At 68.7% G+C, this 23,131-nt stretch carries 24 protein-coding genes; 9 read left to right on the forward strand and 15 right to left on the reverse strand.

The features are described 5' to 3' along the window. Position 1: 1 nt before the first annotated feature. The 3 genes from ACZ3H8_RS06175 to ACZ3H8_RS06185 all read left to right on the forward strand — a co-directional run bounded on the left by ACZ3H8_RS06175 (position 2) and on the right by ACZ3H8_RS06185 (position 2,909). Positions 2–781, forward strand: a complete 780-nt coding sequence (locus ACZ3H8_RS06175; protein ID WP_467398131.1) for an ABC transporter permease — start codon at positions 2–4, stop codon at positions 779–781. A gap of 146 nt (positions 782–927) precedes the next feature. Continuing rightward, positions 928–2,067, forward strand: coding sequence for an ABC transporter ATP-binding protein (locus tag ACZ3H8_RS06180; RefSeq protein WP_467398134.1), 1,140 nt, complete (start codon positions 928–930; stop codon positions 2,065–2,067). Then, positions 2,064–2,909 (forward strand): ABC transporter permease, encoded by an 846-nt coding sequence (locus ACZ3H8_RS06185; protein WP_356226143.1) that lies wholly within the window; start codon positions 2,064–2,066, stop codon positions 2,907–2,909. The genes ACZ3H8_RS06180 and ACZ3H8_RS06185 overlap by 4 nt, the downstream gene beginning before the upstream one ends. Before the next feature lie 23 nt (positions 2,910–2,932). Here the strand turns inward: ACZ3H8_RS06185 and ACZ3H8_RS06190 are convergent, their stop codons facing one another. Next, positions 2,933–3,265 carry an ATP/GTP-binding protein gene (locus ACZ3H8_RS06190; protein ID WP_467398136.1) on the reverse strand — a complete coding sequence of 111 codons (333 nt, stop codon included), beginning with the start codon at positions 3,263–3,265 and terminating at the stop codon, positions 2,933–2,935. 213 nt (positions 3,266–3,478) lie between these two features. On the opposite strand from ACZ3H8_RS06190, the gene ACZ3H8_RS06195 reads away from it, so the two are divergent. Next, entirely contained in the window at positions 3,479–4,510 is a 1,032-nt protein-coding gene (locus tag ACZ3H8_RS06195) for an LLM class flavin-dependent oxidoreductase (protein WP_467398139.1), read from the forward strand. Positions 4,511–4,603: 93 nt separating this feature from the next. On the opposite strand, the gene ACZ3H8_RS06200 is transcribed toward ACZ3H8_RS06195, so the two are convergent. Then, entirely contained in the window at positions 4,604–4,996 is a 393-nt protein-coding gene (locus ACZ3H8_RS06200; protein WP_307661054.1) for an SCO5389 family protein, read from the reverse strand. A gap of 241 nt (positions 4,997–5,237) precedes the next feature. Between ACZ3H8_RS06200 and nucS the strand changes: the two genes are divergently transcribed. After that, complete coding sequence (nucS, locus tag ACZ3H8_RS06205) at positions 5,238–5,900, forward strand: endonuclease NucS (RefSeq protein WP_467398141.1); 663 nt, start codon at positions 5,238–5,240, stop codon at positions 5,898–5,900. 80 nt (positions 5,901–5,980) lie between these two features. On the opposite strand, the gene ACZ3H8_RS06210 is transcribed toward nucS, so the two are convergent. The 3 genes from ACZ3H8_RS06210 to ACZ3H8_RS06220 form a co-directional block, all read right to left on the reverse strand. Then, positions 5,981–8,428, reverse strand: a complete 2,448-nt coding sequence (locus tag ACZ3H8_RS06210) for an ATP-binding protein (protein WP_467398143.1) — start codon at positions 8,426–8,428, stop codon at positions 5,981–5,983. Positions 8,429–8,585: 157 nt separating this feature from the next. Next, on the reverse strand, positions 8,586–8,909 hold the full coding sequence (locus ACZ3H8_RS06215) for an STAS domain-containing protein (RefSeq protein ID WP_100109176.1): 324 nt from the start codon (positions 8,907–8,909) through the stop codon (positions 8,586–8,588). Positions 8,910–9,057: 148 nt separating this feature from the next. Continuing rightward, on the reverse strand, positions 9,058–9,906 hold the full coding sequence (locus tag ACZ3H8_RS06220; protein ID WP_467398147.1) for a 3-hydroxyacyl-CoA dehydrogenase family protein: 849 nt from the start codon (positions 9,904–9,906) through the stop codon (positions 9,058–9,060). A gap of 235 nt (positions 9,907–10,141) precedes the next feature. Here ACZ3H8_RS06220 and ACZ3H8_RS06225 point away from each other — a divergent pair, with 235 nt between their 5' ends. After that, positions 10,142–10,714 (forward strand): cob(I)yrinic acid a,c-diamide adenosyltransferase, encoded by a 573-nt coding sequence (locus ACZ3H8_RS06225; protein ID WP_356226137.1) that lies wholly within the window; start codon positions 10,142–10,144, stop codon positions 10,712–10,714. On the opposite strand, the gene ACZ3H8_RS06230 is transcribed toward ACZ3H8_RS06225, so the two are convergent. Next, positions 10,711–11,277 carry a hypothetical protein gene (locus ACZ3H8_RS06230; RefSeq protein WP_467398150.1) on the reverse strand — a complete coding sequence of 189 codons (567 nt, stop codon included), beginning with the start codon at positions 11,275–11,277 and terminating at the stop codon, positions 10,711–10,713. The genes ACZ3H8_RS06225 and ACZ3H8_RS06230 overlap by 4 nt on opposite strands. Before the next feature lie 162 nt (positions 11,278–11,439). On the opposite strand from ACZ3H8_RS06230, the gene ACZ3H8_RS06235 reads away from it, so the two are divergent. From ACZ3H8_RS06235 to ACZ3H8_RS06245, 3 genes are all read left to right on the forward strand, one after another. After that, complete coding sequence (locus ACZ3H8_RS06235; protein ID WP_467398152.1) at positions 11,440–12,636, forward strand: sensor histidine kinase; 1,197 nt, start codon at positions 11,440–11,442, stop codon at positions 12,634–12,636. Then, positions 12,633–13,283 carry a response regulator gene (locus tag ACZ3H8_RS06240; RefSeq protein WP_467398155.1) on the forward strand — a complete coding sequence of 217 codons (651 nt, stop codon included), beginning with the start codon at positions 12,633–12,635 and terminating at the stop codon, positions 13,281–13,283. The genes ACZ3H8_RS06235 and ACZ3H8_RS06240 overlap by 4 nt, the downstream gene beginning before the upstream one ends. Positions 13,284–13,442: 159 nt before the next feature. Then, positions 13,443–15,290, forward strand: a complete 1,848-nt coding sequence (locus ACZ3H8_RS06245) for a glycosyl hydrolase family 18 protein (RefSeq protein WP_467398157.1) — start codon at positions 13,443–13,445, stop codon at positions 15,288–15,290. Positions 15,291–15,350: 60 nt separating this feature from the next. On the opposite strand, the gene ACZ3H8_RS06250 is transcribed toward ACZ3H8_RS06245, so the two are convergent. The 9 genes from ACZ3H8_RS06250 to atpB form a co-directional block, all read right to left on the reverse strand. Further along, positions 15,351–15,800 carry a DUF2550 domain-containing protein gene (locus tag ACZ3H8_RS06250; protein WP_307661061.1) on the reverse strand — a complete coding sequence of 150 codons (450 nt, stop codon included), beginning with the start codon at positions 15,798–15,800 and terminating at the stop codon, positions 15,351–15,353. A gap of 172 nt (positions 15,801–15,972) precedes the next feature. Further along, positions 15,973–16,347, reverse strand: coding sequence for a F0F1 ATP synthase subunit epsilon (locus ACZ3H8_RS06255; RefSeq protein WP_398984341.1), 375 nt, complete (start codon positions 16,345–16,347; stop codon positions 15,973–15,975). 110 nt (positions 16,348–16,457) lie between these two features. After that, positions 16,458–17,900, reverse strand: a complete 1,443-nt coding sequence (gene atpD / locus ACZ3H8_RS06260; protein ID WP_467398160.1) for a F0F1 ATP synthase subunit beta — start codon at positions 17,898–17,900, stop codon at positions 16,458–16,460. After that, positions 17,900–18,817 (reverse strand): F0F1 ATP synthase subunit gamma, encoded by a 918-nt coding sequence (locus ACZ3H8_RS06265; protein WP_467398162.1) that lies wholly within the window; start codon positions 18,815–18,817, stop codon positions 17,900–17,902. The genes atpD and ACZ3H8_RS06265 overlap by 1 nt, the downstream gene beginning before the upstream one ends. A 20-nt stretch (positions 18,818–18,837) precedes the next feature. Continuing rightward, positions 18,838–20,430 (reverse strand): F0F1 ATP synthase subunit alpha, encoded by a 1,593-nt coding sequence (gene atpA, locus ACZ3H8_RS06270; RefSeq protein ID WP_467398165.1) that lies wholly within the window; start codon positions 20,428–20,430, stop codon positions 18,838–18,840. 131 nt (positions 20,431–20,561) lie between these two features. Then, positions 20,562–21,377, reverse strand: coding sequence for a F0F1 ATP synthase subunit delta (locus ACZ3H8_RS06275; RefSeq protein WP_467398167.1), 816 nt, complete (start codon positions 21,375–21,377; stop codon positions 20,562–20,564). Next, the gene (locus ACZ3H8_RS06280; RefSeq protein ID WP_467398168.1) at positions 21,374–21,928 is read right to left on the reverse strand and encodes a F0F1 ATP synthase subunit B; all 555 of its coding nucleotides are present in this window, start codon (positions 21,926–21,928) and stop codon (positions 21,374–21,376) included. The genes ACZ3H8_RS06275 and ACZ3H8_RS06280 overlap by 4 nt, the downstream gene beginning before the upstream one ends. A 45-nt stretch (positions 21,929–21,973) precedes the next feature. Further along, entirely contained in the window at positions 21,974–22,204 is a 231-nt protein-coding gene (gene atpE / locus ACZ3H8_RS06285; protein WP_137993321.1) for an ATP synthase F0 subunit C, read from the reverse strand. Between the two features lie 80 nt (positions 22,205–22,284). Beyond that, the gene (atpB, locus tag ACZ3H8_RS06290) at positions 22,285–23,094 is read right to left on the reverse strand and encodes a F0F1 ATP synthase subunit A (protein WP_398984330.1); all 810 of its coding nucleotides are present in this window, start codon (positions 23,092–23,094) and stop codon (positions 22,285–22,287) included. Positions 23,095–23,131: the final 37 nt, after the last annotated feature.

Genomic DNA, 23,131 nt, shown 5'->3' on the forward strand with positions numbered 1-23,131 from the left:
CATGGCCTCGGTACCCGCCGTTCTCCAGTCCGAGTGGACCAAGATCCGTACCGTTTCCTCGACCACCTGGACGCTGGTGAGCGCGCTGGTCGTCACCGTCGCGATGGGCGCGGCGCTCAGCGCGCTGCTGAAGTCGACGTTCGACGATCTGTCGCCTCAGGAGCAGCTCACCTTCGACCCGACCTTCATCAGCTTCTCCGGGATGATCCTGGGTCAGCTGGCTATGGTGGTCTTCGGGGTGCTGGTGGTCGGCACGGAGTACAGCTCGGGCATGATCCGTACCTCGCTCGCCGCCGTACCCCAGCGCGCCACCTTCATCTTCAGCAAGATCGCGGTGGCCACCGTACTGGCCCTGGTCGTCGGGATGGCGACCAGCTTTCTCGCCTTCTTCCTCGGCCAGGCGCTGCTGGGCGAGCACCGTACGACGATCGGCGCGGACAACGTCCTGCGCGCGGTGGTCGGCGGCGGCCTGTACATGGGCCTGATTGCGCTGTTCTCGATGGGCGTGGCGACGATGCTGCGCAGCTCGACGCTCTCGCTCGGCATCCTGATGCCGTTCTTCTTCCTGGTCTCGCAGATCCTCGCGTCCGTACCGAAGGCGAAGACGGTCGCGCGCTACTTCCCCGACCAGGCCGGATCCAAGATCATGCAGGTGGTCCCGGACGCGATGGGCAGCGACAAGGCGCCGTACGGGCCGTGGGGCGGGCTCGGGATCATGGTGATCTGGGTGGCGGTGGCGCTGCTCGGCGGCTATCTGGTGCTCAAGAAACGCGACGCCTAGAGGGCGGCGGCGACTCGGCGCGGCCGAAACCGTAGCGTTACGGCTTGGCCGGAACCGTCAAGGCCCGGATATCCTCCTAACTCTTACGGGGGCGTACGGCCGGACGGCCTGGGCCCCGACGACCCGAATGTCGATGGGGCTGGAGAATGATCGAGGCAGTCGGCCTGACGAAGCGCTATGGCGCGAAGACGGCCGTGTACAACCTTTCCTTCCAGGTACGGCCCGGCGCCGTCACCGGGTTCCTCGGCCCCAACGGCGCCGGCAAGTCGACGACGATGCGGATGATCCTCGGGCTCGACCAGCCGACCGAGGGTCACGTGACCATCGGCGGCCGCCCCTTCCGGCAGCTGCCGAACGCGCCCCGGCAGGTCGGTGCCCTGCTCGACGCCAAGGCGGTGCACGGTGGCCGCAGCGCGCGCAATCACCTGCTTTCGCTGGCGCAGCTCTCCGGTATCCCGGCCCGCCGGGTCGACGAGGTGCTCGGTGTCGTCGGGCTTCAGGAAGTCGCCAAGAAGCGCTCCAAGGGCTTCTCGCTCGGTATGGGGCAGCGGCTCGGTATCGCGGCGGCGCTCCTCGGCGACCCGCAGGTGCTGCTCTTCGACGAGCCGGTCAACGGCCTGGACCCGGAAGGCATCCTCTGGGTCCGCAATCTGATGAAGCAGCTCGCCGCCGAAGGCCGTACGGTCTTCGTCTCCTCGCACCTGATGAGCGAAATGGCGCTCACCGCCGACCACTTGATCGTGATCGGCCGTGGCCAGCTGCTCTCGGACATGAGCGTCAAGGACTTCATCTCGCACAACTCCGCGGACTTCGCCCGGGTGCGTACGCCGCAGACCGAGCCGCAGCAGCGCGAGAAGCTGTCCGCCGCGCTCACCGAGGCCGGCGGTCAGGTCATGCCGGAGCCGGACGGCGCACTGCGGGTCACCGGGCTGCCGCTGCCGCAGATCAGCGATCTGGCGCACTCCGCCGACGTCCGGCTGTGGGAGCTGTCGCCGCACCAGGCCTCGCTGGAGGAGGCGTACATGCGGATGACACAGGGCGCGGTCGACTACCGCTCGACCGCCGACCAGAAGTCGGGCCTGATGCAGCAGCCGCCGATGGGCTACCTCCCGCCGCAGCAGCAGATCCCCGAGGTGCCGCAACAGGGCTGGTACGCCCCGCCGCCGCCCCAGCCCGGCCAGAACCCGTACGCCGGCGCGGCTCCTGTCGCGCCCGTCGGCGCTCCGCCCGTGCCCCCGGCCTCCCCCAGCCCCGCCGACCTGACCAAGCCCGAGGACGCCCGATGACCACCCCCTACCAGCAGCAGGCGCCCTACCAGCAGCAGGGCGCGCCCGGCGCCGTGTACTCCTCGCCGATCCCGGTGCGCGACGCTCACCTCGGCGACGCCCTCGCCTCCGAGTGGACCAAGATCCGTTCCGTACGCTCCACGATGTGGACGCTCGGCGTCATGATCGTGCTGATGGTCGGCATCGGCGCGCTCTCCGCGGTCGCCGTCTCCGCCGCGGACGCCGATCTCCAGGATCAGTCGGTCCTCTCCCTCGGCTTCTTCGGCGTACTGCTCGGCTCCATCTGCGTGATCACGCTGGGCGTGCTGACCATTGCCTCCGAGTACGGCACGGGGATGATCAGGACCACGCTGACCGCCTGCCCCAGCCGCGCCCGCGTGCTGACCGCCAAGGCGATCGTCTTCTTCCTGCTCGTCTTCATCCTCACCACGGTGATCACCGCGATCGTGGGCGCCCTGCAGACCGCGATCGTGGACCAGGGCTCGTCCACCGGCGAGGACTGGTTCCGCGCGACGATCGGAATCGCCCTCTACGTCGCGACCCTCGGCCTGCTCTCGCTCGCCGTCGGCACCCTGATCCGCCACTCGGCGGGCGCGATCACGGTCATGATCGGCGTCGTGCTGCTGCCGCTGGTGCTGGCCATGTTCATGTTCTCGGAGTCGCTGCGGGATCTGCAGCAGGCGCTTTTCGAGTACTCGATCCCCAACCAGATCGGCGTGCTGTACGACACCGCCGTCACCGAGTCGGGTCCGGCCGGCTGGGACCCGCTGTGGATCATGCTGGGCGTGACGGCGGCGGCACTGGCCGGCGCGTACGCCTCGCTCAAGGCGCGCGACGTCTAAAGGCACACGAGGCTCCTCAAGCCTCAGTACTTCGGCGCGTTACGGGACCGCTGCACCCGCGTGGTGCGGCGGTCCTTCGCGTTCCAGCACGCCTTGTGCCAGTGCCGCCGTTCATCGACGCCACCGCCGTGCTCCGGCCAGGCCACCACATGCGGGACGCCCGAGGGGATCTCCTGGTCGCAGCCGGGGCAGCGGTACCGCTTGCCGACGGCACTTGCGCCGGCGACATGGCGGACCGACCACTCCTCGCCCTGCCAGGACTCGCTCCGGCCGAAGCCGCCGTACCTGTCGCCCGGCTCGCCGGGCTGCTCGGTGGGCTTCTCGCCGCCTCGGGGGCGGTTGCGGCGCGGGGACACGTGACACCTCACGGGGCAAGTCCGGACAGTTCCCATCCAGCCTACGGGCCGCAGTCCGGGGTACACGTACCGCACAGCGTGAGACCGTGGCACCCAAAGGGGCCAGTTACCGGAAAATCGCAACAACTTCACGAATGGCCGTGCCTTTGGCACGTGTCAGACGTTGTTGCCGGTAGGGGGAGTGACGCGTCGGCCGCAAGGAGGCAATAGGCGATGCGCGTGGGAACTTTCGTACTGGCGGCCCAATTCCCGGGCCAGGGACAGGGGGAGGCGCTGCACCGTGCGGTGCGGTCCGCCGAGGTCGCGGAGGAGTCCGGGCTGGATTCGGTCTGGCTCGCCGAGCACCATTTTGTACCGTACGGCGTGTGCCCGTCGGCCGTGACACTCGCCGCGCTGCTGCTCGGCCGCACCCGGCGGATCCGGGTGGGCACAGCCGTGAGCGTGCTGCCGAACGCCCATCCCGTCTCGCTGGGTGAGCAGACGGCACTGCTGCATCTCACAAGCGGAGGGCGGTTCTCCCTCGGTGTGGGGCGGGGCGGCCCCTGGGTCGATCTGGAGGTCTTCGGCACGGGCCTCGATGCGTACGAGAAGGACTTTCCGGAGTCCCTGGACCTGCTGCTGCGCTGGCTGCGCGAACCCCGCGTCGCCACCCGGGGCGAACGATTCACCTTCCGTGAAGTCCCTGTCGTGCCAAGGCCGGACGAGCTGATCGGCGGTCCCCCCGAGGGCCCCGAGGTGATCGTCGCGTGTACGTCCCCGAAGAGCGTGAAGCTCGCCGCCGAGCGCGGGCTGCCGATGCTGCTCGGGATGCACTGCGACGACGAGGAGAAGGCGGAGATGGTCGCCCGGTGGCGTACGGACGCGCTCGCCGCGGGCCGCCCGCCCGAGGAGGTCGAGCACGCCGGGCATGTGTCGGCCGGCGTGGCCCAGATCGCGGACTGCAGGGCCGATGCCTCCGAGATGCTGCTGAAGGCGATGCCGGGCTGGCTCAAGCGGGGCCTGGACGCCCATGTGACGGTCGACGGGCGGCGCCGCGCGATGCGGGACCCCGTGGCGTACACAGAACTGCTCTGCGAGATGCACCCGGTGGGCCCGCCGCGGCTCGCCGCGGACCGCATCGCGGCCACCGCGGAACGTACCGGCATCACGCGCTTCGCGCTGCTCGCCGAGGGCTCGGGCGATCTCGCGGCCACCGAGGAGAATGTGCGGCGCCTCGGCACAGAGGTCCTGCCGCTGCTGAGCTGAGCCCCCGATCGTTGCGGCCCGAGCCATACCCGGAGGTGCTGCCGCTCCGACACCAGTTGCACCTCCCGCGGTGTGGAGCGGCAGCAAAAGACTTCAGCAGTCGCGCAGTTCGGGCGACTGATTGAGCAACTGGGCTCGCACGGAAGTAAAGCGGGCGAGCCGCTCATCCACCGAAGAGTCCAGCGGGAACACCGCGACGCGGTGGCAGTTCTGGAATGCCAGACGCACCCCGAAGTGCCGCTGGAGCGCACCGCGAATCGCGTCACTCGCGAGCGCGCGCAGCAGCTGACCACGTGCCTGCTCGTCCGGCGGAGGCGTCTGGTTGTCGGCGAAGTCCCCGCCGTCCACCTTCAGCTGAGCCACCAGAGAACTGATCATCTCCCATGCGAAGGGCAGGGAGGTCCGGACGCAGTCGACGAAGGCATCTTCGTCGACCTCGCCTCGCTCGGCCTGTTCCAACAGCGCCGGTGAGACGTCGAGCGACATGGGTTCTCCTCTCGCGACCCCGGTGAACGGGGTCTTACGGGCAGGGAAGGAGGATGACGGGCGCGACGGCATACGAACGACGCATGACGACTCAGAGTGCACGACCGACGACCTCCTGCTTCCACGGTAAGTGCGCTGTCCGGAGCGCACCAGGAGATTGGGAACACAACCGGCCAATTACGAACGGGGCTTCCGGGGGCGAATCGCGCGCAGCGGTGTGTGTCGAGTAGCGTTGCCGACCATGCGTCTTGTCATCGCCCGCTGCTCCGTCGACTACGCGGGCCGGCTCACCGCCCACCTGCCCTCCGCTCCCCGTCTGATCCTGGTCAAGGCAGACGGGAGCGTCTCCATCCACGCGGACGACAGGGCGTACAAACCACTGAACTGGATGTCTCCTCCCTGCACCCTCAAAGAGGGTGACGGCAGCGTCTGGACGGTCATCAACAAAGCGGGCGAGAAACTGATCATCACGATGGAGGAAATCCTCCACGACTCCTCGCACGAACTGGGCGTGGACCCCGGCCTGATCAAGGACGGCGTGGAGGCGCACCTCCAGGAACTGCTCGCCGACCGCATCGAGACGCTGGGCGAGGGATACAGCCTGATCCGGCGCGAATATCCCACGGCCATCGGCCCGGTGGACATCCTGTGCCGGGACTCCGACGGCGCGACGGTGGCCGTGGAGATCAAGCGGCGCGGTGAGATCGACGGGGTCGAGCAGCTCACGCGCTATCTGGAGCTGCTGAACCGCGACCCCCATCTGGCGCCGGTGAAGGGCCTGTTCGCGGCGCAGGAGATCAAACCGCAGGCGCGGGTGCTGGCGACGGACCGCGGCATCGGGTGTGTGGTGCTGGACTACGACGCGCTGCGGGGCATCGAGGACGACAAGCTCAGGCTGTTCTGAGGACAGTACTGATACGGGCAGGTACGGAGACGGCCCCGGGCGGCAGTGCCGCTCGGGGCCGTACTGCGTTCTCGGGGCCGTCAGATGACGGGCGAGCTGCTTGTGCTCGCGGAGGACTCGGGGGCGCTGCTGGTGGTGATCGGAGCGCTGGCGGAGGTTGATCCTTCGGGCGCGGTCGACGCCGACGGTGACGGGCTGGTCGACGTGGGCGGTGGCGTGGTGGGCGGCGGCGTAGAGGGCGCAGTCGTCGGGGGCTTCGTCGGCGGGGTCGTCGGCGGCTTGGTCCCCGGATTCGTCGGGGGCCTGCCTGACGACGTCGGCTTGCTGCCCGGCTTCGACGAACTCGGCGACGGCTCACCCCCCGGCTTCGACGATTCACTCGCCGACGAGCTGGAGCCCGGCGTCACCACCCCCGTCGGGTCCGCGGGGCCACCCGGGCGGCGGGTCGAGCCGTCGGTCGGCTCGTCCGCGTCCAGGCCGTTGTCCGCGTCGTCCTCATTCGCGGACTGGCCGTTCCTGACCTTGCCGCCGGGCGGGTCCTGCTGGTCCGAGGTCGCCCCGAGCGTCACCACCGTGCCGAGCACCGCGGCCAGCAGCGCGCCCGCGCCCGCGGCGACCAGATTGCGGCGTGCGCCACCGACTATGGAGAGGGGGCCGCGCAGCTTCGCGCCGCCCGCGGGCGACTTCGGCCGCGCCACCAGCGTCGCGGGCTCCTCCGGCCGCTTCGACTTCCCCGAGGCCCCCAGCGGCAGCACGGCCGCCGGTACGCCTCCGGGCGGCGACGCCGACTCCTCGTAGCGCGCGGCCGGCACCTCCTCGCCCGCCGGGGTGCGTCCGCCGAGTACGAGGCCGCCCGCGCGGTCCGCGACGAGCGCCAGCGCCCTGCGTCCCGCGACGGTGCCGCGCTTGTCGGCGAGCGCCCCGCGCATGCCGATCGAGGCCTCCAGCTCGGCGCGCGCACGCTCGAGGCTGCCGGTGCAGAGCGCCAGTACGCCCAACTCATGGTGGAAATACGCCTCTTCGGCCACTTCGCCCGATATCCGGGCCGCTTCGGAGCCGATCCGCAGGGCCCGCTCCCAGGCGCTCCAGTGCAGCCCCGCCGCGAAGGCGGGTGCGGCGCTGCGGGCCAGCAGTACGGCCGCGCTGGGGTGTCCGGCCTCCTGCCCCGGGACCAGCGCGGTCAGCGCGGCGAGGACGGCGTCCGCCTCGGCCACCGCCCGCTCAGGGGTGACGGAGGGGTGTCCGGCCCACCAGGCGTAGTGCTGGGCGGCGGTGTGGGCGTGAGCGGCCGCGTCGTCTGCGTAACCCTTCTCCGTCAGCTGCGCGATCACGCCGGCCGCCAGCCGGTAGCGGGGGCCGACCGGGGAGAGCAGCCCGCAGTTCATCAGCTCGCCGAGCGCGGCGTCCGCGTGCGTGTCACCGACGAGGGCCGGCAGATGCGCCTGGTGCGGGACTTCACCGCCGAGCGCGACGGCGAAGCGCAGGGTGTCGCGGGCGGACTCGCTGAGCCGGGAGGCGAGCAGCGCCGCCGGTGCGGCCCCCTCGCCCAGCGTCGGCAGCGGGACCTCGACACCGTCGACCGCGTCGAAAACGCCGAACCCGTCGGAGTCCTCCGGGTCGGGACGCCGGCTGTCGGCCTGCCGCAGCAGCGCGCCTGCCTGTACGAAGCGCAGCGGCAGGCCCTCGGACTCGAACCAGAGGTCGCCCGCCCAGTTCGCCTCGTCCTCGGTGAGCGGCCGCTCCACGGTGCGCTTCAGCAGTTCCAGCGAGGCGCTGCGGCCGAGGCCCGCGAGGAAGACCTCTTCGAGGTGCGAGTCGGCGGCGGGCGCCGCGATGTCGGGTGTGGCGGCGACCAGGAAGGCGCACTCGGGCGCGGCGTCCAGCAGCTCGCCGAGGGCAGCGCCGCCGAACTCCAGGTCGTCGAGTACGACGATCGCGCCGATGTCCCTCACATGCTCGAGCAGGCCCGCCCTGTCGGGCCGGCGCCGCGGCGCGCTGTGGACGACGGCGAAGAGCTCGTACAGCAGCTCGGTGGGGGTGCGGTGGTAGCCGCTGAGGCGTACGACTCCGTCGGGTGCGAGGTTCGCGCAGTCTTCGGCGACGATGTCGAGCAGGGTGCTGCGCCCGGATCCCGCGGGTCCGGTGAGCCGCACCGAGCGACCGCGGCCCAGCAGCCGTACCAGCCGCTCGCGCTCCTCGTCGCGCTCGAGCAGCGGGAGCCGCGGCGCGGGCGGGCCCGCCGGCACGGGCGGCTGCGCAGCGCGCTGCCGCTCGGTGCGCTCCTCGGCGCTGTACCGGGTCGGCCGCGCGGGCTGTTCTCCCTCATGGCCATCGGCCTGGGAGGGGCCGCCGGGCGGGCAGGGCTCTATCTCGCTGCCGTCGACGGGGTTGACCGTGAGCAGGAAGTCGCCCGTGACGAGCTTGACGGTACGGGCGAGCGCCGGCGCGGACTGTCCGAAGTCGGGCGTGCCGGCGTCGCGTGGGGGCCGGGCCTGTCCCGCGCCCTCGCCGAAACTGTCGTTGTCCATGGTCCAAGCCCCCCTAGGATGCGCTGTGCCTGTCACACGGGTCCGTCAATTCGGCAGGCGACCGAACCCTAGACGTTCGCTCAGTATCTACGAACGGGCGGGGTGCCACCCCGCCCGTGACGTCACAGTCTCGTGAGGATTGCGAGCGTCGTACGGTTCAGACCCGAGGGAGCGATTCGGCCGCGAGGCCGCCTTCGATGGCGAGAATGCGGTGCAGCCGGGTGGCGACGAGCAGTCTCTGCATCTGTGGCGGCACACCGCGCAGCACCAGCCGGCGACCGCACCGGCCGGCCCGCCGGTGCGCACCCATGATGACCCCGAGCCCGGTGGCATCCCAGGAATCGAGGTCGGTCAGGTCGAGCACGAGGTCGCCGACTCCGTCGTCGACTGCCGAGTGCAGGACCGTACGGGCGTCCGCCGCGCTGCGGACGTCGAGGCGGCCCCCGACGACCAGCTCGGCGTGGTCGCCCCTGATGTGCATATGCGCTCCCCGTGAGTGCTTCAGTGCCCTGTGTCTGTCTCTTCTGTCTTGCAACAACTGACTGCCGCGTGGGCGAGGAAGTTGCCGTCTGTAAGCGAACCGATACCGAATTCACCCCAGAGGGTGATACCAAACCGGTCAATGAGGGTCAGTGCTTGTAGAAGCCCTGCCCGCTCTTGCGACCGATGTCACCCGCGTCCACCATCCGGCGCATCAGCTCCGGCGGCGCGAACTTCTCGTCCTGGGACTCGGTGTAGATGTTGCTCGTGGCATGCAGCAGGATGTCCACGCCCGTCAGGTCGGCGGTGGCGAGCGGCCCCATGGCGTGGCCGAAGCCCAGCTTGCAGGCGATGTCGATGTCCTCGGCGGACGCTACGCCCGATTCGTAGAGCTTGGCGGCCTCGACGACCAGCGCCGAAATGAGGCGGGTGGTGACAAAACCGGCGACATCGCGGTTGACGACGATGCAGGTCTTGCCGACGGACTCGGCGAACTCCCGCGTGGTGGCGAGGGTTTCGTCGCTCGTCTTGTAGCCGCGCACCAGCTCGCACAGCTGCATCATCGGGACGGGCGAGAAGAAGTGCGCACCGACGACGCGGTCCGGACGCTCCGTCACCGCCGCGATCTTCGTGATCGGGATGGCGGAGGTGTTGGAGGCGAGGACGGCGTCGTCCCGTACGAGCTTGTCGAGCGTACGGAAGATCTCGTGCTTGACCTCGAGCTTCTCGAAGACCGCCTCGACGACGATGTCCGCGTCGGCGGCGGCGTCCAGGTCGGTGGTGGTGGTGATGCGCGCCAATGCCGCCTCGGCGTCGGCCGCTTCGAGCTTGCCCTTGGAGACGAACTTGTCGTACGAGGCCTTGATGCCGTCCGTGCCGCGGGTCAGCGCCGCGTCGGTGACATCGCGCAGCACGACTTCCCAGCCCGCCTGGGCCGAGACCTGCGCGATACCGGACCCCATGAGTCCGGCCCCGATGACGGCGAGCTTCCTGGCCACTGCGGCACCCCTTAACACCTGTTTACATTTCGGCTCTCCGGCGGAGGTTAGCGCTCGTGAGCGGCCGTGTGGCGGTGAAGAGATGCGCGTCACGTCTCAGATGACGGACATCACACCGGCACGGCCCATCAAGGGTCACATACCGCCTACTTGAGCACCTTCTCCCCACCTCGCGCGCCGATCACCCGCGCTTCCTGATCCGGCCTGATCGACGGACAGAACCTAGGCTGGGTGCATGGTCAATCTGACGCGCATCTATACCCGTACCGGCGACCAGGGCACGACAGCCCTCGGCGACATGAGCCGCACGGCCAAGACCGACCTGCGGATCGCGGCGTACGCCGACGCCAATGAGGCCAATGCCGTCATCGGCACGGCCATCGCCCTCGGGCAGCTCCCGCAGGAGGTCGTGAAGGTCCTCGTCCGCGTCCAGAACGACCTGTTCGACGTGGGCGCGGACCTCGCCACCCCGGTCGTCGAGAACCCGGAGTATCCGCCGCTGCGGGTCGAGCAGTTCTACATCGACAAGCTGGAGGCGGACTGTGACCGCTTCAACGAGGAGCTGGAGAAGCTCCGCAGCTTCATCCTGCCCGGCGGTACACCGGGCGCGGCGCTGCTGCATCAGTCCTGCACGGTCGTACGGCGCGCGGAGCGCTCGACGTGGGCGGCGCTCGAGGTGCACGGGGAGATCATGAATCCGCTCACCGCGACGTATCTCAACCGCCTCTCCGACCTCCTGTTCATCCTGGCCCGTACGGCCAACAAGGAGGTCGGAGACGTGCTCTGGGTGCCGGGCGGCGAGCGCTAACGCTCAGTGCGCACGGGCTCGCGCTTGGACTTCGGGGCCTGCTTCGGGAAGAGCGTGTAGCTCCCCGCGATGATCACGTTGATTCCGATGACGAAGAGCATCGTCTCCTGCCAGCTGCGCAGCGAGCCGATGTCGCCGTCGCCGCCGACGTACCAGATCGCGGCCTGGAGCAGGCCCATGGCGATCACCGCAGCGGTGATCCACCGGATGGCCGTCTTCCACTCGTGGACCGTGCGGGCCGCGCCGTATTTCGGCGGCTTGACGGGCCGCGGGCCGCCCGCGAAGCGGTGCGCGAACTTCGCGTCGACCCATTTGATCGTTCGGTGTCCCAGCGCCACGGTGAAGCCGATGTAGACGGCGGCGAGCCCGTGCTTCCAGTCCGGCTCTGCGCCGTTCTTGAGGTCGATCGCCGTCACGGCCAGCAGGATGACCTCCAGCAGCGGCTCGCAGAGCAGGACGGCCACCCCGAGACGCGGCATCTTCGCCAGGTAGCGCAAGGCCAGTCCAGCGGCCAGCAGCACCCAGAAGCCGACCTCGCAGATCACGATCAGCGTGACGATCACAGCACTCTCCCTTCGTTCTGGATTCCAGCCTCCCGTCCGCCCGGCCGCCGATCGTCGTCGCCAGTGACGAAGTGGCACTGCATCCTTCGATGTAGCCGGATGTGGCGGGCCTTCACCCTGGACGTGGAGGCCCGCGCGCCGCCCGCCCTGTTTGATGGGTCTGTGACCGCCTTCCCCCGCCCGTACCGCGACGACGTGCTCATCGCCGTGGCCGGATTTCTCGGAGGCCTGCTGCTGTGGTCGCTGGGTCTGGACACCCATAGCGACCAGGGCTTCGAACCGCGCTCGCTCGCACTGGTGCCGCTGGCCGTGATGAGCGGGGCGGAGCTGCTGCGCCGGACGATGCCGAACACCTCGCTGGCGATCGGCTGCCTGACGATGCTGGCCGACCAGTTCACCGTCGGGAATGTCGCCACCATCGCGATGTTCACGGATCTGATCTACGCGGCCGTTCTGTACGGCACACCCGCGGCCGCACGCCGTATCCCCGCCGTGTCCATGGTGGCCACCGCCGCCGTCACGGTCACCGCACTCGTCATCTACCAGGATGCGCAGGCCATTCTGCCCGGCCTCCTCTTCGCCGTACTGACGGTGGTCCCGGCCTGGACCGGCGTGAGCGTACGCACCCATCGCGACGCCGCCGAAGCCGCCCAGCTGCGCGCCGAGCAGACCGCGCTGCTCGCCGAGATCGACCGCACCCAGGCGGTTACCGCCGAGCGCGCCCGGATGGCCCGAGAGCTGCACGACCTGGTCGCGGGACACCTCTCGGCGATCGCGATCCACTCCACGGCCGCGCTCTCCCTCGACGACTCGAAGACCTCCCGCGAGGCGCTCGGCGTCATCCGCGAGAACAGCGTCGACGGGCTCGCCGAGATGCGCCGGCTGATCGGGCTGCTGCGGGACAGCGGTGGCGACGCGGAGCCCGCGGCCGCGCCGACACTCGCCGGTGTCGACGCGCTCCTCGATCACTCGCGGACGAACGGCGCCTCCAGCGGCCTGGAGTGCACGCTCGACGACACCCGCGAGGCGAGCCTGGCGCTGCCCGCGCCGGTCGAGCTCGCTGCGTACCGCATCATCCAGGAGTCGCTGACCAACGCCCTCAAGCACGCGTCGCCCGGCCGGATCACGGTGGCCCTGGCGCAGGACGAGCGGACGCTGACGGTACGGATCACCAGCCCGTACGGCGACCGGCCCGGGCCGCGCGCCCCTGGCTCGGGGGCCGGTCTGGTCGGCATGCGCGAGCGTGTGGCGCTGCTGGACGGGCAGTTCGAGTCGGGACCGGTGACCGATGGCGACGGCCGCAAGGTCTGGCAGGTACGGGCGGAGCTCCCCGTCGAGGAAGGGAACGGGAAGCCATGACGATCCGGGTACTGGTCGCGGAGGACCAGAGCGCCGTACGCGCCGGTCTGGTCCTCATCCTGGGCAGCGCGCCGGACATCGAGGTGGCCGGCGAGGCGGCGGACGGCGAGGAAGCCGTGCGGCTGGCCCGAGAACTGCGCCCGGACCTGGTGCTGATGGATGTTCAGATGCCGCGGCTCGACGGGGTGTCGGCGACCCGGCAGGTCGTCGCCGAACAGCTCGCCGACGTACTCGTACTGACCACGTTCGATCTGGACGAGTACGTCTTCGGGGCGCTGCGAGCGGGGGCCGCGGGCTTCCTGCTGAAGAACACCGACGCCAAGGATCTGCTGGAGGCGGTGCGCACGGTGGCGCGCGGCGAGGGGCTGATCGCGCCTGCCGTGACCCGTCGGCTGATCGCGGAGTTCGCTGCGCCGACTTCCCCGCGGTCCCCGGACGCGCCCGACTCCGCGATCCTCGATGTGCTGACCCGGCGCGAGCGCGAGGTGCTGTCGTGTCTCGGCAAGGGCATGTCGAACGCCGAGATCGCGGGACACCTCGACATGGCGGAGGCGACGGTGAAGACCCATGTGAGCAGGCTGCTGGGCAAGCTGGAGATGCGCAGCCGGGTCCAAGCGGCGGTTCTGGCACAGGAGTTGGGCATCTAGCTCCCCTCCCCTTCCTCACCCCTCACACCTTTGGTCTGGACCTATTGACGATTGGTCCAGACCTTCCTAGTCTCACCGCAAACACACGCTGCGGTGAGCCACGCAGGGTGCGCAGTGCACGGACCACCCCGATCGTCCGGACCTCCTCGAGGAGCACCCGTGAACACGCAACCCCCACTGCACAGCACCAGATTCAGACTCAGATCCAGAGCCGTCGCGGGACTGACCGCGCTGCTCCTCCCCCTGGCCGCCATGGTCGGCCTCGCCTCCCCCGCCGAGGCCGCTCCCTCGGCGACCGCCACCTACACCAAGGTCTCCGACTGGGGCACCGGCTTCGAAGGCAAGTGGACGGTGAAGAACACCGGCACCACATCGCTCAGTTCCTGGACCGTCGAGTGGGACTTCCCCTCGGGCACCGCGGTCACCTCCGCCTGGGACGCGGACGTCACCAGCTCCGGCACCCACTGGACCGCCAAGAACAAGTCGTACAACGGCACTCTCGCCGCGGGTGCATCCGTCTCCTTCGGCTTCAACGGCACCGGCTCCGGCGCCCCCTCCGGCTGCAAGCTCAACGGCGCCTCCTGCGACGGCGGCAGCGTCCCCGGCGACAACCCGCCGTCCGCCCCCGGCACCCCGAGCGCGTCCGACATCACCAACACCTCGGTGAAGCTGACCTGGACCGCCGCCACCGACGACAAGGGCATCAAGAACTACGACGTACTGCGCGACGGCGCCAAGATCGCGACGGTGACCGGCACGACGTACACGAACACCGGGCTGACCGCCGGTACCGACTACTCGTACACCGTCCAGGCCCGTGACACCGCCGACCAGACAGGACCGGTCAGCGGCGCCCGCGCGGTGCGCACCACCGGCGGCACCAACCCCGACCCGGGCAGCAAGGTCAAGCTCGGCTACTTCACCGAGTGGGGCGTCTACGACCGCAACTACCACGTCAAGAATCTGGTCACCAGCGGCTCCGCCTCGAAGATCACGCACATCAACTACGCCTTCGGCAACGTCCAAGGCGGTAAGTGCACAGTCGGCGAGGCATTCCCGGCGTACGAGAAGTCGTACACCGCCGACCAGAGCGTCGACGGCGTCGCCGACACCTGGGACCAGCCGCTGCGCGGAAACTTCAACCAGCTGAAGAAGCTCAAGGCGCAGTACCCGAACATCAAGGTGCTGTGGTCGTTCGGCGGCTGGACCTGGTCCGGCGGCTTCGGCCAGGCCGCGGCGAACCCGACGGCCTTCGCCCAGTCCTGCTACGACCTGGTCAACGACCCACGCTGGGCCGGGCTCTTCGACGGCATCGACCTGGACTGGGAGTACCCGAACGCCTGCGGTCTGTCCTGCGACACCAGCGGCGCCGCGTCCTTCAAGAACATGATGCAGGCGATGCGTGCCAAGTTCGGCAGCAAGCTCGTCACCGCGGCCATCACCGCGGACGCGTCCTCCGGCGGCAAGATCGACGCGGCCGACTACGCCGGCGCCGCCCAGTACGTCGACTTCTACAACGTGATGACGTACGACTTCTTCGGCGCCTGGGCCGCACAGGGCCCGACCGCCCCGCACTCCCCTCTCACCTCGTACTCCGGCATCCCGCAGCAGGGCTTCAACTCCGACGCGGCGATCCAGAAGCTCAAGGGCAAGGGGATCGCGGGCAGCAAGCTGAACCTGGGCATCGGCTTCTACGGCCGCGGCTGGACCGGCGTCACTCAGGCGGCGCCCGGCGGCTCGGCCACCGGACCGGCCCCCGGAAAGTACGAGCAGGGCATCGACGACTACAAGGAGCTCAAGACGAAGTGCCCCGCCACCGGCACCGTCGCCGGGACCGCCTACGCACACTGCGGCACCCAGTGGTGGAGCTATGACACCCCGGCCACCATCAGCGGGAAGATGAACTACGTGAAGAGCCAGGGCCTCAAGGGCGCGTTCTTCTGGGAGTTCAGCGGCGACACCAGCAACGGCGAACTGGCGAACGCGATCAGCAGCGGTCTGCAGTAGCCGTACGAACGGCGAAGCCCGGGAGAGCCTGACTCCCGGGCTTCGCTGTGCGTCTTGCGTCTAGGCGACATTGACTCTCTGGCCGGGCGGCGCCGCCTCCAGCCAGGCGAGGAAACCGGTCAGCGCGTCCTCGCTCATCGCCAGCTCCAGCCGCGTCCCCCGATGCAGACAGCCGAGCACCACCGCGTCGGAGAGCAGCGCCAGCTCCTCCTCGCCCTCGGGAGTGCGGCGCGCGATGACCTCGATCGCCGAGCGCTCCAGGACACGCCGCGGGCGGGGGGCGTACGAGAAGACCCGGAACCACATGATCCGGTCACCGCTGTAGCGGGCTACGCCATACACCCAGCCCTTGCCGGAGAGGTCGGTCTCCTCCGGGACATTCCAGCGCAGACTGCAGTCGAAGGTGCCGCCCGAGCGCTGGATCAGCCGCCGTCGCAGTCCGAAGACAAACAGCCCGACCGCAACCAGTGTGACAACAACCAGGCCGCTCACAAGCAGAGCGAGGAACATCTCCACCGACCTCCTCGCATCGTTTTCGTCCTAGTCGCACACGCAATCCCACGTGCACCTGCATTGCCTCAGCCGCGGCACGGTCTGGAGAAATCCAGCCCGGGCCGCGGCTGAGACTGAGTCTGTCCGGGGAGCGACCCCCAGACCCCCGAAGGGAATGTCAGCGGGGTGCTCAGTGCACCGCCACCGCACGCAGCCGGACATCGGCGCGCCGCTCGGCGGCGTCGTCGTCGTCCGACTTGGCGCGCTCCAGCGCACGCTCCGCGCGCTGGGCATCGATCTCGTCCGCCAGCTCGGCGATCTCCGCCAGCAGGGACAGCTTGTTGTCGGCGAACGAGATGAAACCGCCGTGCACAGCGGCGACGACGGTCCCGCCCTCGCTCGTACGGATGGTCACCGGGCCCGACTCCAGCACACCGAGCAGCGGCTGGTGACCGGGCATGACGCCGATGTCGCCGGACGTGGTGCGCGCGACGACCAGGGTGGCCTCGCCGGACCAGACACTGCGGTCCGCGGCGACCAGCTCGACATGCAGCTCAGCAGCCAAGGGTGGCTCCTCGGGTCACCACCCGGCACAACTGCCGGGTGTTGGGTCAATTCTAGTAGGCGTACGAAGGGGGGCAGGACGCACCCGCCCCCCTTCACGAGTCAGCAGACTCAGGAGACGCCGAGCTCCTTGGCGTTGGCCTTGAGGTCCTCAATGCCACCGCACATGAAGAACGCCTGCTCGGGGAAGTGGTCGTACTCACCGTCGCAGATCGAGTTGAACGCGGCGATCGACTCCTCGAGCGGCACGTCCGAACCGTCCACGCCGGTGAACTGCTTGGCGACGTGGGTGTTCTGCGACAGGAAGCGCTCGACGCGACGGGCACGGTGGACAACAAGCTTGTCCTCCTCGCCCAGCTCGTCGATACCGAGAATCGCGATGATGTCCTGGAGGTCCTTGTACTTCTGCAGGATTCCCTTGACGCGCGTGGCGGCGTCGTAGTGGTCCTGCGCGATGTAGCGCGGGTCCAGAATCCGGGACGTGGAGTCCAGCGGGTCCACGGCCGGGTAGATGCCCTTCTCGGAGATCGGACGGGACAGAACCGTCGTCGCGTCGAGGTGGGCGAAGGTGGTGGCCGGGGCCGGGTCGGTCAGGTCGTCCGCGGGGACGTAGATCGCCTGCATCGAGGTGATCGAGTGACCACGCGTCGAGGTGATGCGCTCCTGCAGGATGCCCATCTCGTCGGCCAGGTTCGGCTGGTAACCCACCGCGGACGGCATACGGCCGAGCAGGGTGGACACCTCGGAGCCGGCCTGGGTGAACCGGAAGATGTTGTCGATGAAGAGCAGCACGTCCTGCTTCTGCACATCGCGGAAGTACTCCGCCATGGTCAGAGCGGACAGGGCGACGCGCAGACGGGTGCCCGGGGGCTCGTCCATCTGACCGAAGACAAGCGCCGTCTTGTCGATGACGCCGGACTCGGTCATCTCCTCGATGAGGTCGTTGCCCTCACGGGTACGCTCACCGACGCCCGCGAACACCGACACACCCTCGTGCAGGTTGGCGACGCGGTAGATCATTTCCTGGATCAGAACGGTCTTGCCGACACCGGCACCACCGAACAGACCGATCTTTCCACCCTTGACGTACGGGGTGAGAAGGTCGATGACCTTGACGCCGGTCTCGAACATCTCGGTCTTGGACTCGAGCTGGTCGAAGGCCGGGGCCTTGCGGTGGATCGGCCAGCGCTCGGTCACCTCGGCGTCGGCCCCGGAGGCGTTCAGCACCTCACCGAGCGTGTTGAACACCTTGCCCTTGGTGACATCCCCGACCGGAACGGTGATGCCGTTGCCGGTGTCGGTCACCGTGGCCTGGCGGACCAGACCGTCGGTGGGCTGCATCGAGATCGCACGGACCAGGCCTTCACCCAGGTGCTGGGCGACTTCGAGGGTCAGCATCTTGAGCTTGCCGTCCTCGGCCGGGTCAGCGACCTGGACCGTCAGCGCGTTGTAGATCTCCGGCATCGCGTCGACGGGGAACTCCACGTCGACGACCGGGCCGATCACCCGGGCGACGCGGCCCGTGGCGGCGGCCGTCTCAACTGTCGTCGTCATTACTTGTCACTCCCCGCGGTCGCGTCGGCCAGGGCGCTGGCGCCACCGACGATCTCGCTGATTTCCTGGGTGATTTCGGCCTGGCGGGCCGCGTTGGCAAGCCGGGAGAGGCTCTTGATGAGGTCCCCGGCGTTGTCGGTCGCCGACTTCATCGCGCGGCGGGTGGCAGCGTGCTTGGAAGCAGCGGCCTGGAGCAGCGCGTTGTAGATCCGGCTCTCGACGTAGCGCGGCAGCAGGGCGTCGAGGACGTCCTCCGCCGACGGCTCGAAGTCGAACAGCGGAAGGATCTCGCCCTTGGTGCCGGACTCTTCCGCGGCCTTCTCGAGGCTGAGCGGCAGCAGCCGGTTCTGCACCGGCGTCTGCGTCAGCATCGAGACGAACTCGGTGAAGACGATGTGGAGCTCGTCCACGCCGCCCTCGGCCGTGTCCTGCTGGACGGCCGCGATCAGCGGTCCTGCGACCTTCTTGGCGTCGGCGTAGGTCGGGTTGTCGGTGAAGCCGGTCCACGACTCCGTGACCTTGCGCTCACGGAAGCCGTAGTACGAGACACCCTTGCGGCCGACGATGTACGTGTCGACCTCCTTGCCCTCGCCGCGGAGCCGCTCGGTGAGCTGCTCCGCCGCCTTGATGGCGTTGGCGGAGTAGCCGCCGGCCAGACCGCGGTCGCTCGTGATGAGCAGGATCGCGGCGCGGACCGGAGCGTCCACCTCGGTGGTGAGGGGGTGCTTGGTGTTCGACCCCGTCGCCACCGCGGTCACCGCGCGGGTGAGCTCGGTCGCGTACGGAGTGGAGGCCGCCACCTGGCGCTGCGCCTTGACGATGCGCGAGGCGGCGATCATCTCCATCGCCTTGGTGATCTTCTTGGTCGCGGTGACGGATTTGATGCGACGCTTGTAGACCCGGAGCTGGGCTCCCATGAGTCAGGTCCCTTCCGTCGTCACTTGGCCGTGCTGACCGGCGCGTCTTCGCCCAGAAGCTTGCCGTCCGAGGTCTCGAACTGACGCTTGAAGGCGGTGATCGCGTCCGCGACGGACTGCAGCGTGTCGTCCGACATCTTGCCGCCCTCGGCGATGCTGGTCAGCAGCTCCTTGCGCTCACGGCGCAGGTGCTCGAGCAGCTCGGTCTCGAAGCGACGGATGTCCTGGACCGGGACGTCGTCCATCTTGCCGGTGGTACCGGCCCAGACGGAGACGACCTGCTCCTCGATGGGCATGGGCTGGTACTGAGCCTGCTTGAGCAGCTCGACCATGCGCTTGCCGCGCTCCATCTGCGCCTTGGAGGCCGCGTCCAGGTCGGAACCGAAGGCGGCGAACGCCTCCAGCTCGCGGTACTGGGCGAGGTCCACACGAAGCCGGCCGGAGACCTGCTTCATGGCCTTGTGCTGGGCGGAGCCACCGACACGGGAGACCGAGATACCGACGTTCAGGGCCGGACGCTGGCCGGCGTTGAACAGGTCGGACTCCAGGAAGCACTGGCCGTCGGTGATGGAGATGACGTTGGTCGGGATGAACGCCGACACGTCGTTCGCCTTGGTCTCGACGATCGGGAGGCCCGTCATCGAACCGGCGCCCATCTCGTCCGACAGCTTCGCGCAGCGCTCCAGCAGACGCGAGTGCAGGTAGAAGACGTCACCGGGGTACGCCTCGCGGCCCGGCGGACGGCGCAGCAGCAGGGAAACGGCGCGGTAGGCGTCGGCCTGCTTCGAGAGGTCGTCGAAGATGATCAGGACGTGCTTGCCCTGGTACATCCAGTGCTGGCCGATGGCCGAGCCGGTGTACGGCGCCAGGTACTTGAAGCCGGCCGGGTCGGACGCCGGGGCGGCGACGATCGTCGTGTACTCGAGGGCGCCGGCCTCCTCCAGTGCACCGCGCACGGACGCGATGGTGGAGCCCTTCTGGCCGATGGCGACGTAGATGCAGCGGACCTGCTTCTTCGGGTCGCCCGAGCGCCAGTTGTCGCGCTGGTTGATGATCGTGTCGACGGCCAGAGCGGTCTTGCCGGTCTGACGGTCACCAATGATCAGCTGACGCTGGCCGCGGCCGATCGGCACCATGGCGTCGACGGCCTTGTAGCCGGTCTGCATCGGCTCGTGCACCGACTTACGGACCATGACGCCCGGTGCCTGCAGCTCGAGGGCGCGGCGGCTGTCGGTCGCGATCTCGCCGAGGCCGTCGATCGGGTTGCCGAGCGGGTCGACAACGCGGCCGAGGTAGCCCTCGCCGACGCCGACGGAGAGAACCTCACCGGTGCGCTGCACCGGCTGTCCCTCCTCGATACCGCTGAACTCACCGAGGACGACGCAACCAATCTCGCGCTCCTCGAGGTTGAGGGCAAGACCGAGGGTGCCGTCCTCGAACTTCAGCAGCTCGTTCGCCATGGCCGAGGGAAGACCCTCGACCTTCGCGATGCCGTCGCCGGCAACGCTGACCGTACCGACCTCCTCGCGCGAGGCCGCGTCCGGCTGGTACGACTGGACAAAGTTCTCCAGCGCGTCCCGGATCTCCTCCGGCCGGATCGTGAGCTCCGCCATCTGGGTTCCCTGCTCTCCTTGTTGGGCCCGAAGTTTCTTAAGGGGTCTGGGGGCCGACCCCCAGGAATCTTCTGCAATCTCTGCACGGCCCAACCGGGCCGCTCGTACTGCTGTGTTCAGTTGGTGGCTGGTCAGCCGGCGATGCGACGAGTCGCCTCGTCGAGACGGTCCGCGATGGTGCCGTTGATCATCTCGTCGCCGACGCGCACCGAGATCCCGCCGAGGACCTCAGGGTCCACGTCGAGGTTGAGGTGCATCTCACGGCCGTAGATCCGCGCGAGGCTCGCGCCGAGGCGCTGCTTCTGCTGATCGGTCAGCGGCACCGCCGAGGTGACGACCGCGACCATCCGGTCCCGGCGCGCCGCGGCGAGCTTGGACAGGGACTCGAGTCCCGCTTCCAGGCTACGTCCCCGGGGCTGGGTAACAAGACGGACAACCAGCCGCTCGGTGACCGGGTTGGCCTTCCCGCCGAGCAGGCTGCGCAGCAGCTCGCCCTTGGCGGACGCCGGAGCCGACTTGTCGGTCAGCGCGGACCGCAGCTCGTGGCTGGAGTCGATGATCCGGCCGAACCGGAACAGCTCGTCCTCGACGTCGTCGAGCGCGTCGGCCCGCTGGGCCGCGGTGAGGTCGGCGGTGGCCGCCAGCTCCTCGATCGAGTCGACCAGGTCGCGCGACTGCGACCAGCGGGAACGCACCATGCCGGAGATCAGGTCGACGGTCTCGCCGCCCACCTGACCGGCCAGCAGGCGTCCCACCAGCTCGGCCTTGGCCTCACCGGCCTGCGCCGGGTCGGTCAGGACCCGACGCAGCGACACCTCACGGTGGAGCAGCGTGGTGACGGCGGCGAGCTCCTCGGCGAGCTTGGCGACGTCGACCGACGTGTTGTCGGTCAGCGCGTCAAGGGACTCGCGTGCGGCAGCCAGCGCCTCGCGGCTCGCTCCGTTCATCGCGTGGCCTCGGCCTTCGAAGCGCTGTCCTCGAGTTCATCGAGGAAGCGGTCGATGGTGCGGCTCTGCCGGGCGTGGTCCTCGATGGACTCACCGACGAGCTTGCCGGCCAGGTCGACGGCGAGCTTGCCCACGTCCTGACGCAGCGCCGCAGCCGCTGCCTTGCGGTCGGCCTCGATCTGGGCGTGGCCGGCCGCGATGATCTCCTCACGCTGCCGCTGGCCTTCCGCCTTCATCTCCTGGATGATCGCGGTGCCCTGCTCGGTCGCCTCCTGGCGCATCCGGGCGGCCTCGTGGCGGGCCTCGGCGAGCTGAGCCTTGTACTGCTCGAGCACGCTCTCGGCCTCGATCTTGGCCGCATCGGCCTTCTCGATGCCACCCTCGATGGCCTCGCGGCGCTCTTCCAGAACCTTGTTGATGTTCGGGAGGAGCTTCTTGGCGAGGAAGCCGAAGACGATGGCGAAGGCGATCAGGCCGATGACGAGCTCGTCGAGATGCGGGATGAGAGGAGGCTGGGGCTCCTCCGCCGCCGCAAGGAACAGAGCGTTCACATCAGTGCCTTCCGTGAAAATGATCGGGCTGTCGTCGATACCGGATTAGTAGACGAAGCCCATGACGATGCCGATGAGGGCGAGCGCCTCACAGAAGGCGAAACCCATGATCTGGTTGGTACGGATCAGACCGGCCGCCTCAGGCTGACGGGCCAGGGCCTGGGTGCCGTTACCGAAGATGATGCCGACGCCGACGCCGGGGCCGATCGCAGCGAGGCCGTAACCGATCGAGGCAACGTTACCTTCGACAGCGGCGAGGGTCTGGAGAGCGGACATGCCGGTTCTTCCTTCTCTTTCAAGGACCCGGTGGGGGTTGGCCACCGGAGGACTGGTTGTAGCGAGCGGGTGGGGCTTGCTCAGTGGTGCTCGGCGAGCGCGCCCTGGATGTAGCTGCAGGCCAGGAGGACGAAGACGTACGCCTGGACAGCCTGGATGAAGAGTTCGAAGCCGGTCATCACGACGGCCATCACGAAGGACGTGCCGGCGTAGACGAGGCCGATGCCGTTCGCCAGGTACCAGGTCGCGATCGCGAACATCGCGATCAGCAGGTGACCCGCGAACATGTTCGCGAAGAGCCGGACCGCGTGGGTGAAGGGCCGGATGATCATGTTCGAGAAGAACTCGAGTACGACGACCAGCGGGAGGATGGCACCGAGCGACTTGTCGTAGCCGGTGATGTTCTTCCAGCCGCCGACGAAACCGTGCTTCTTGAAGGTGAGGCTGACCCACACGACGTAGACGATCAGGGCGAGCGCCGCGGGGAACGCGATGAGCGAAGTCACCGGGAACTGGGCGAGCGGAATGATCGACCAGAGGTTCAGCATCCACACGAAGAAGAACAGTGAGACCATCAGCGGGACGTACTTCTCGCCGTCCTTCTTGCCGATGATTTCGTAGACGATTCCGCGCCGTACGAACTCGTACCCGGCCTCACCGACCATCTGGAGCTTGCCCGGCACCAGCTTCGGCTTGTGGAAGGCGGCCCAGAAGAATCCGACGACCACGGCCGAGCCCAGGAACGCGAGCAGCATCGGCTTGGTGAATTCGAAGCCGGCCACCTTGAACATGGGCTCGTACATGAACGTGTGCAGGCCCGGAGCTGGGAATCCGCATCCGGTGAAGATGTGGCAGCTCGCGTCAAAGGCAAGCGTTTGGTCAGCACTCACCGCGGGCTCCTTCAGCGTGGCGCATAGGTACGGCAAC

The sequence above is a fragment of the Streptomyces sp. NPDC002868 genome (assembly GCF_055563295.1).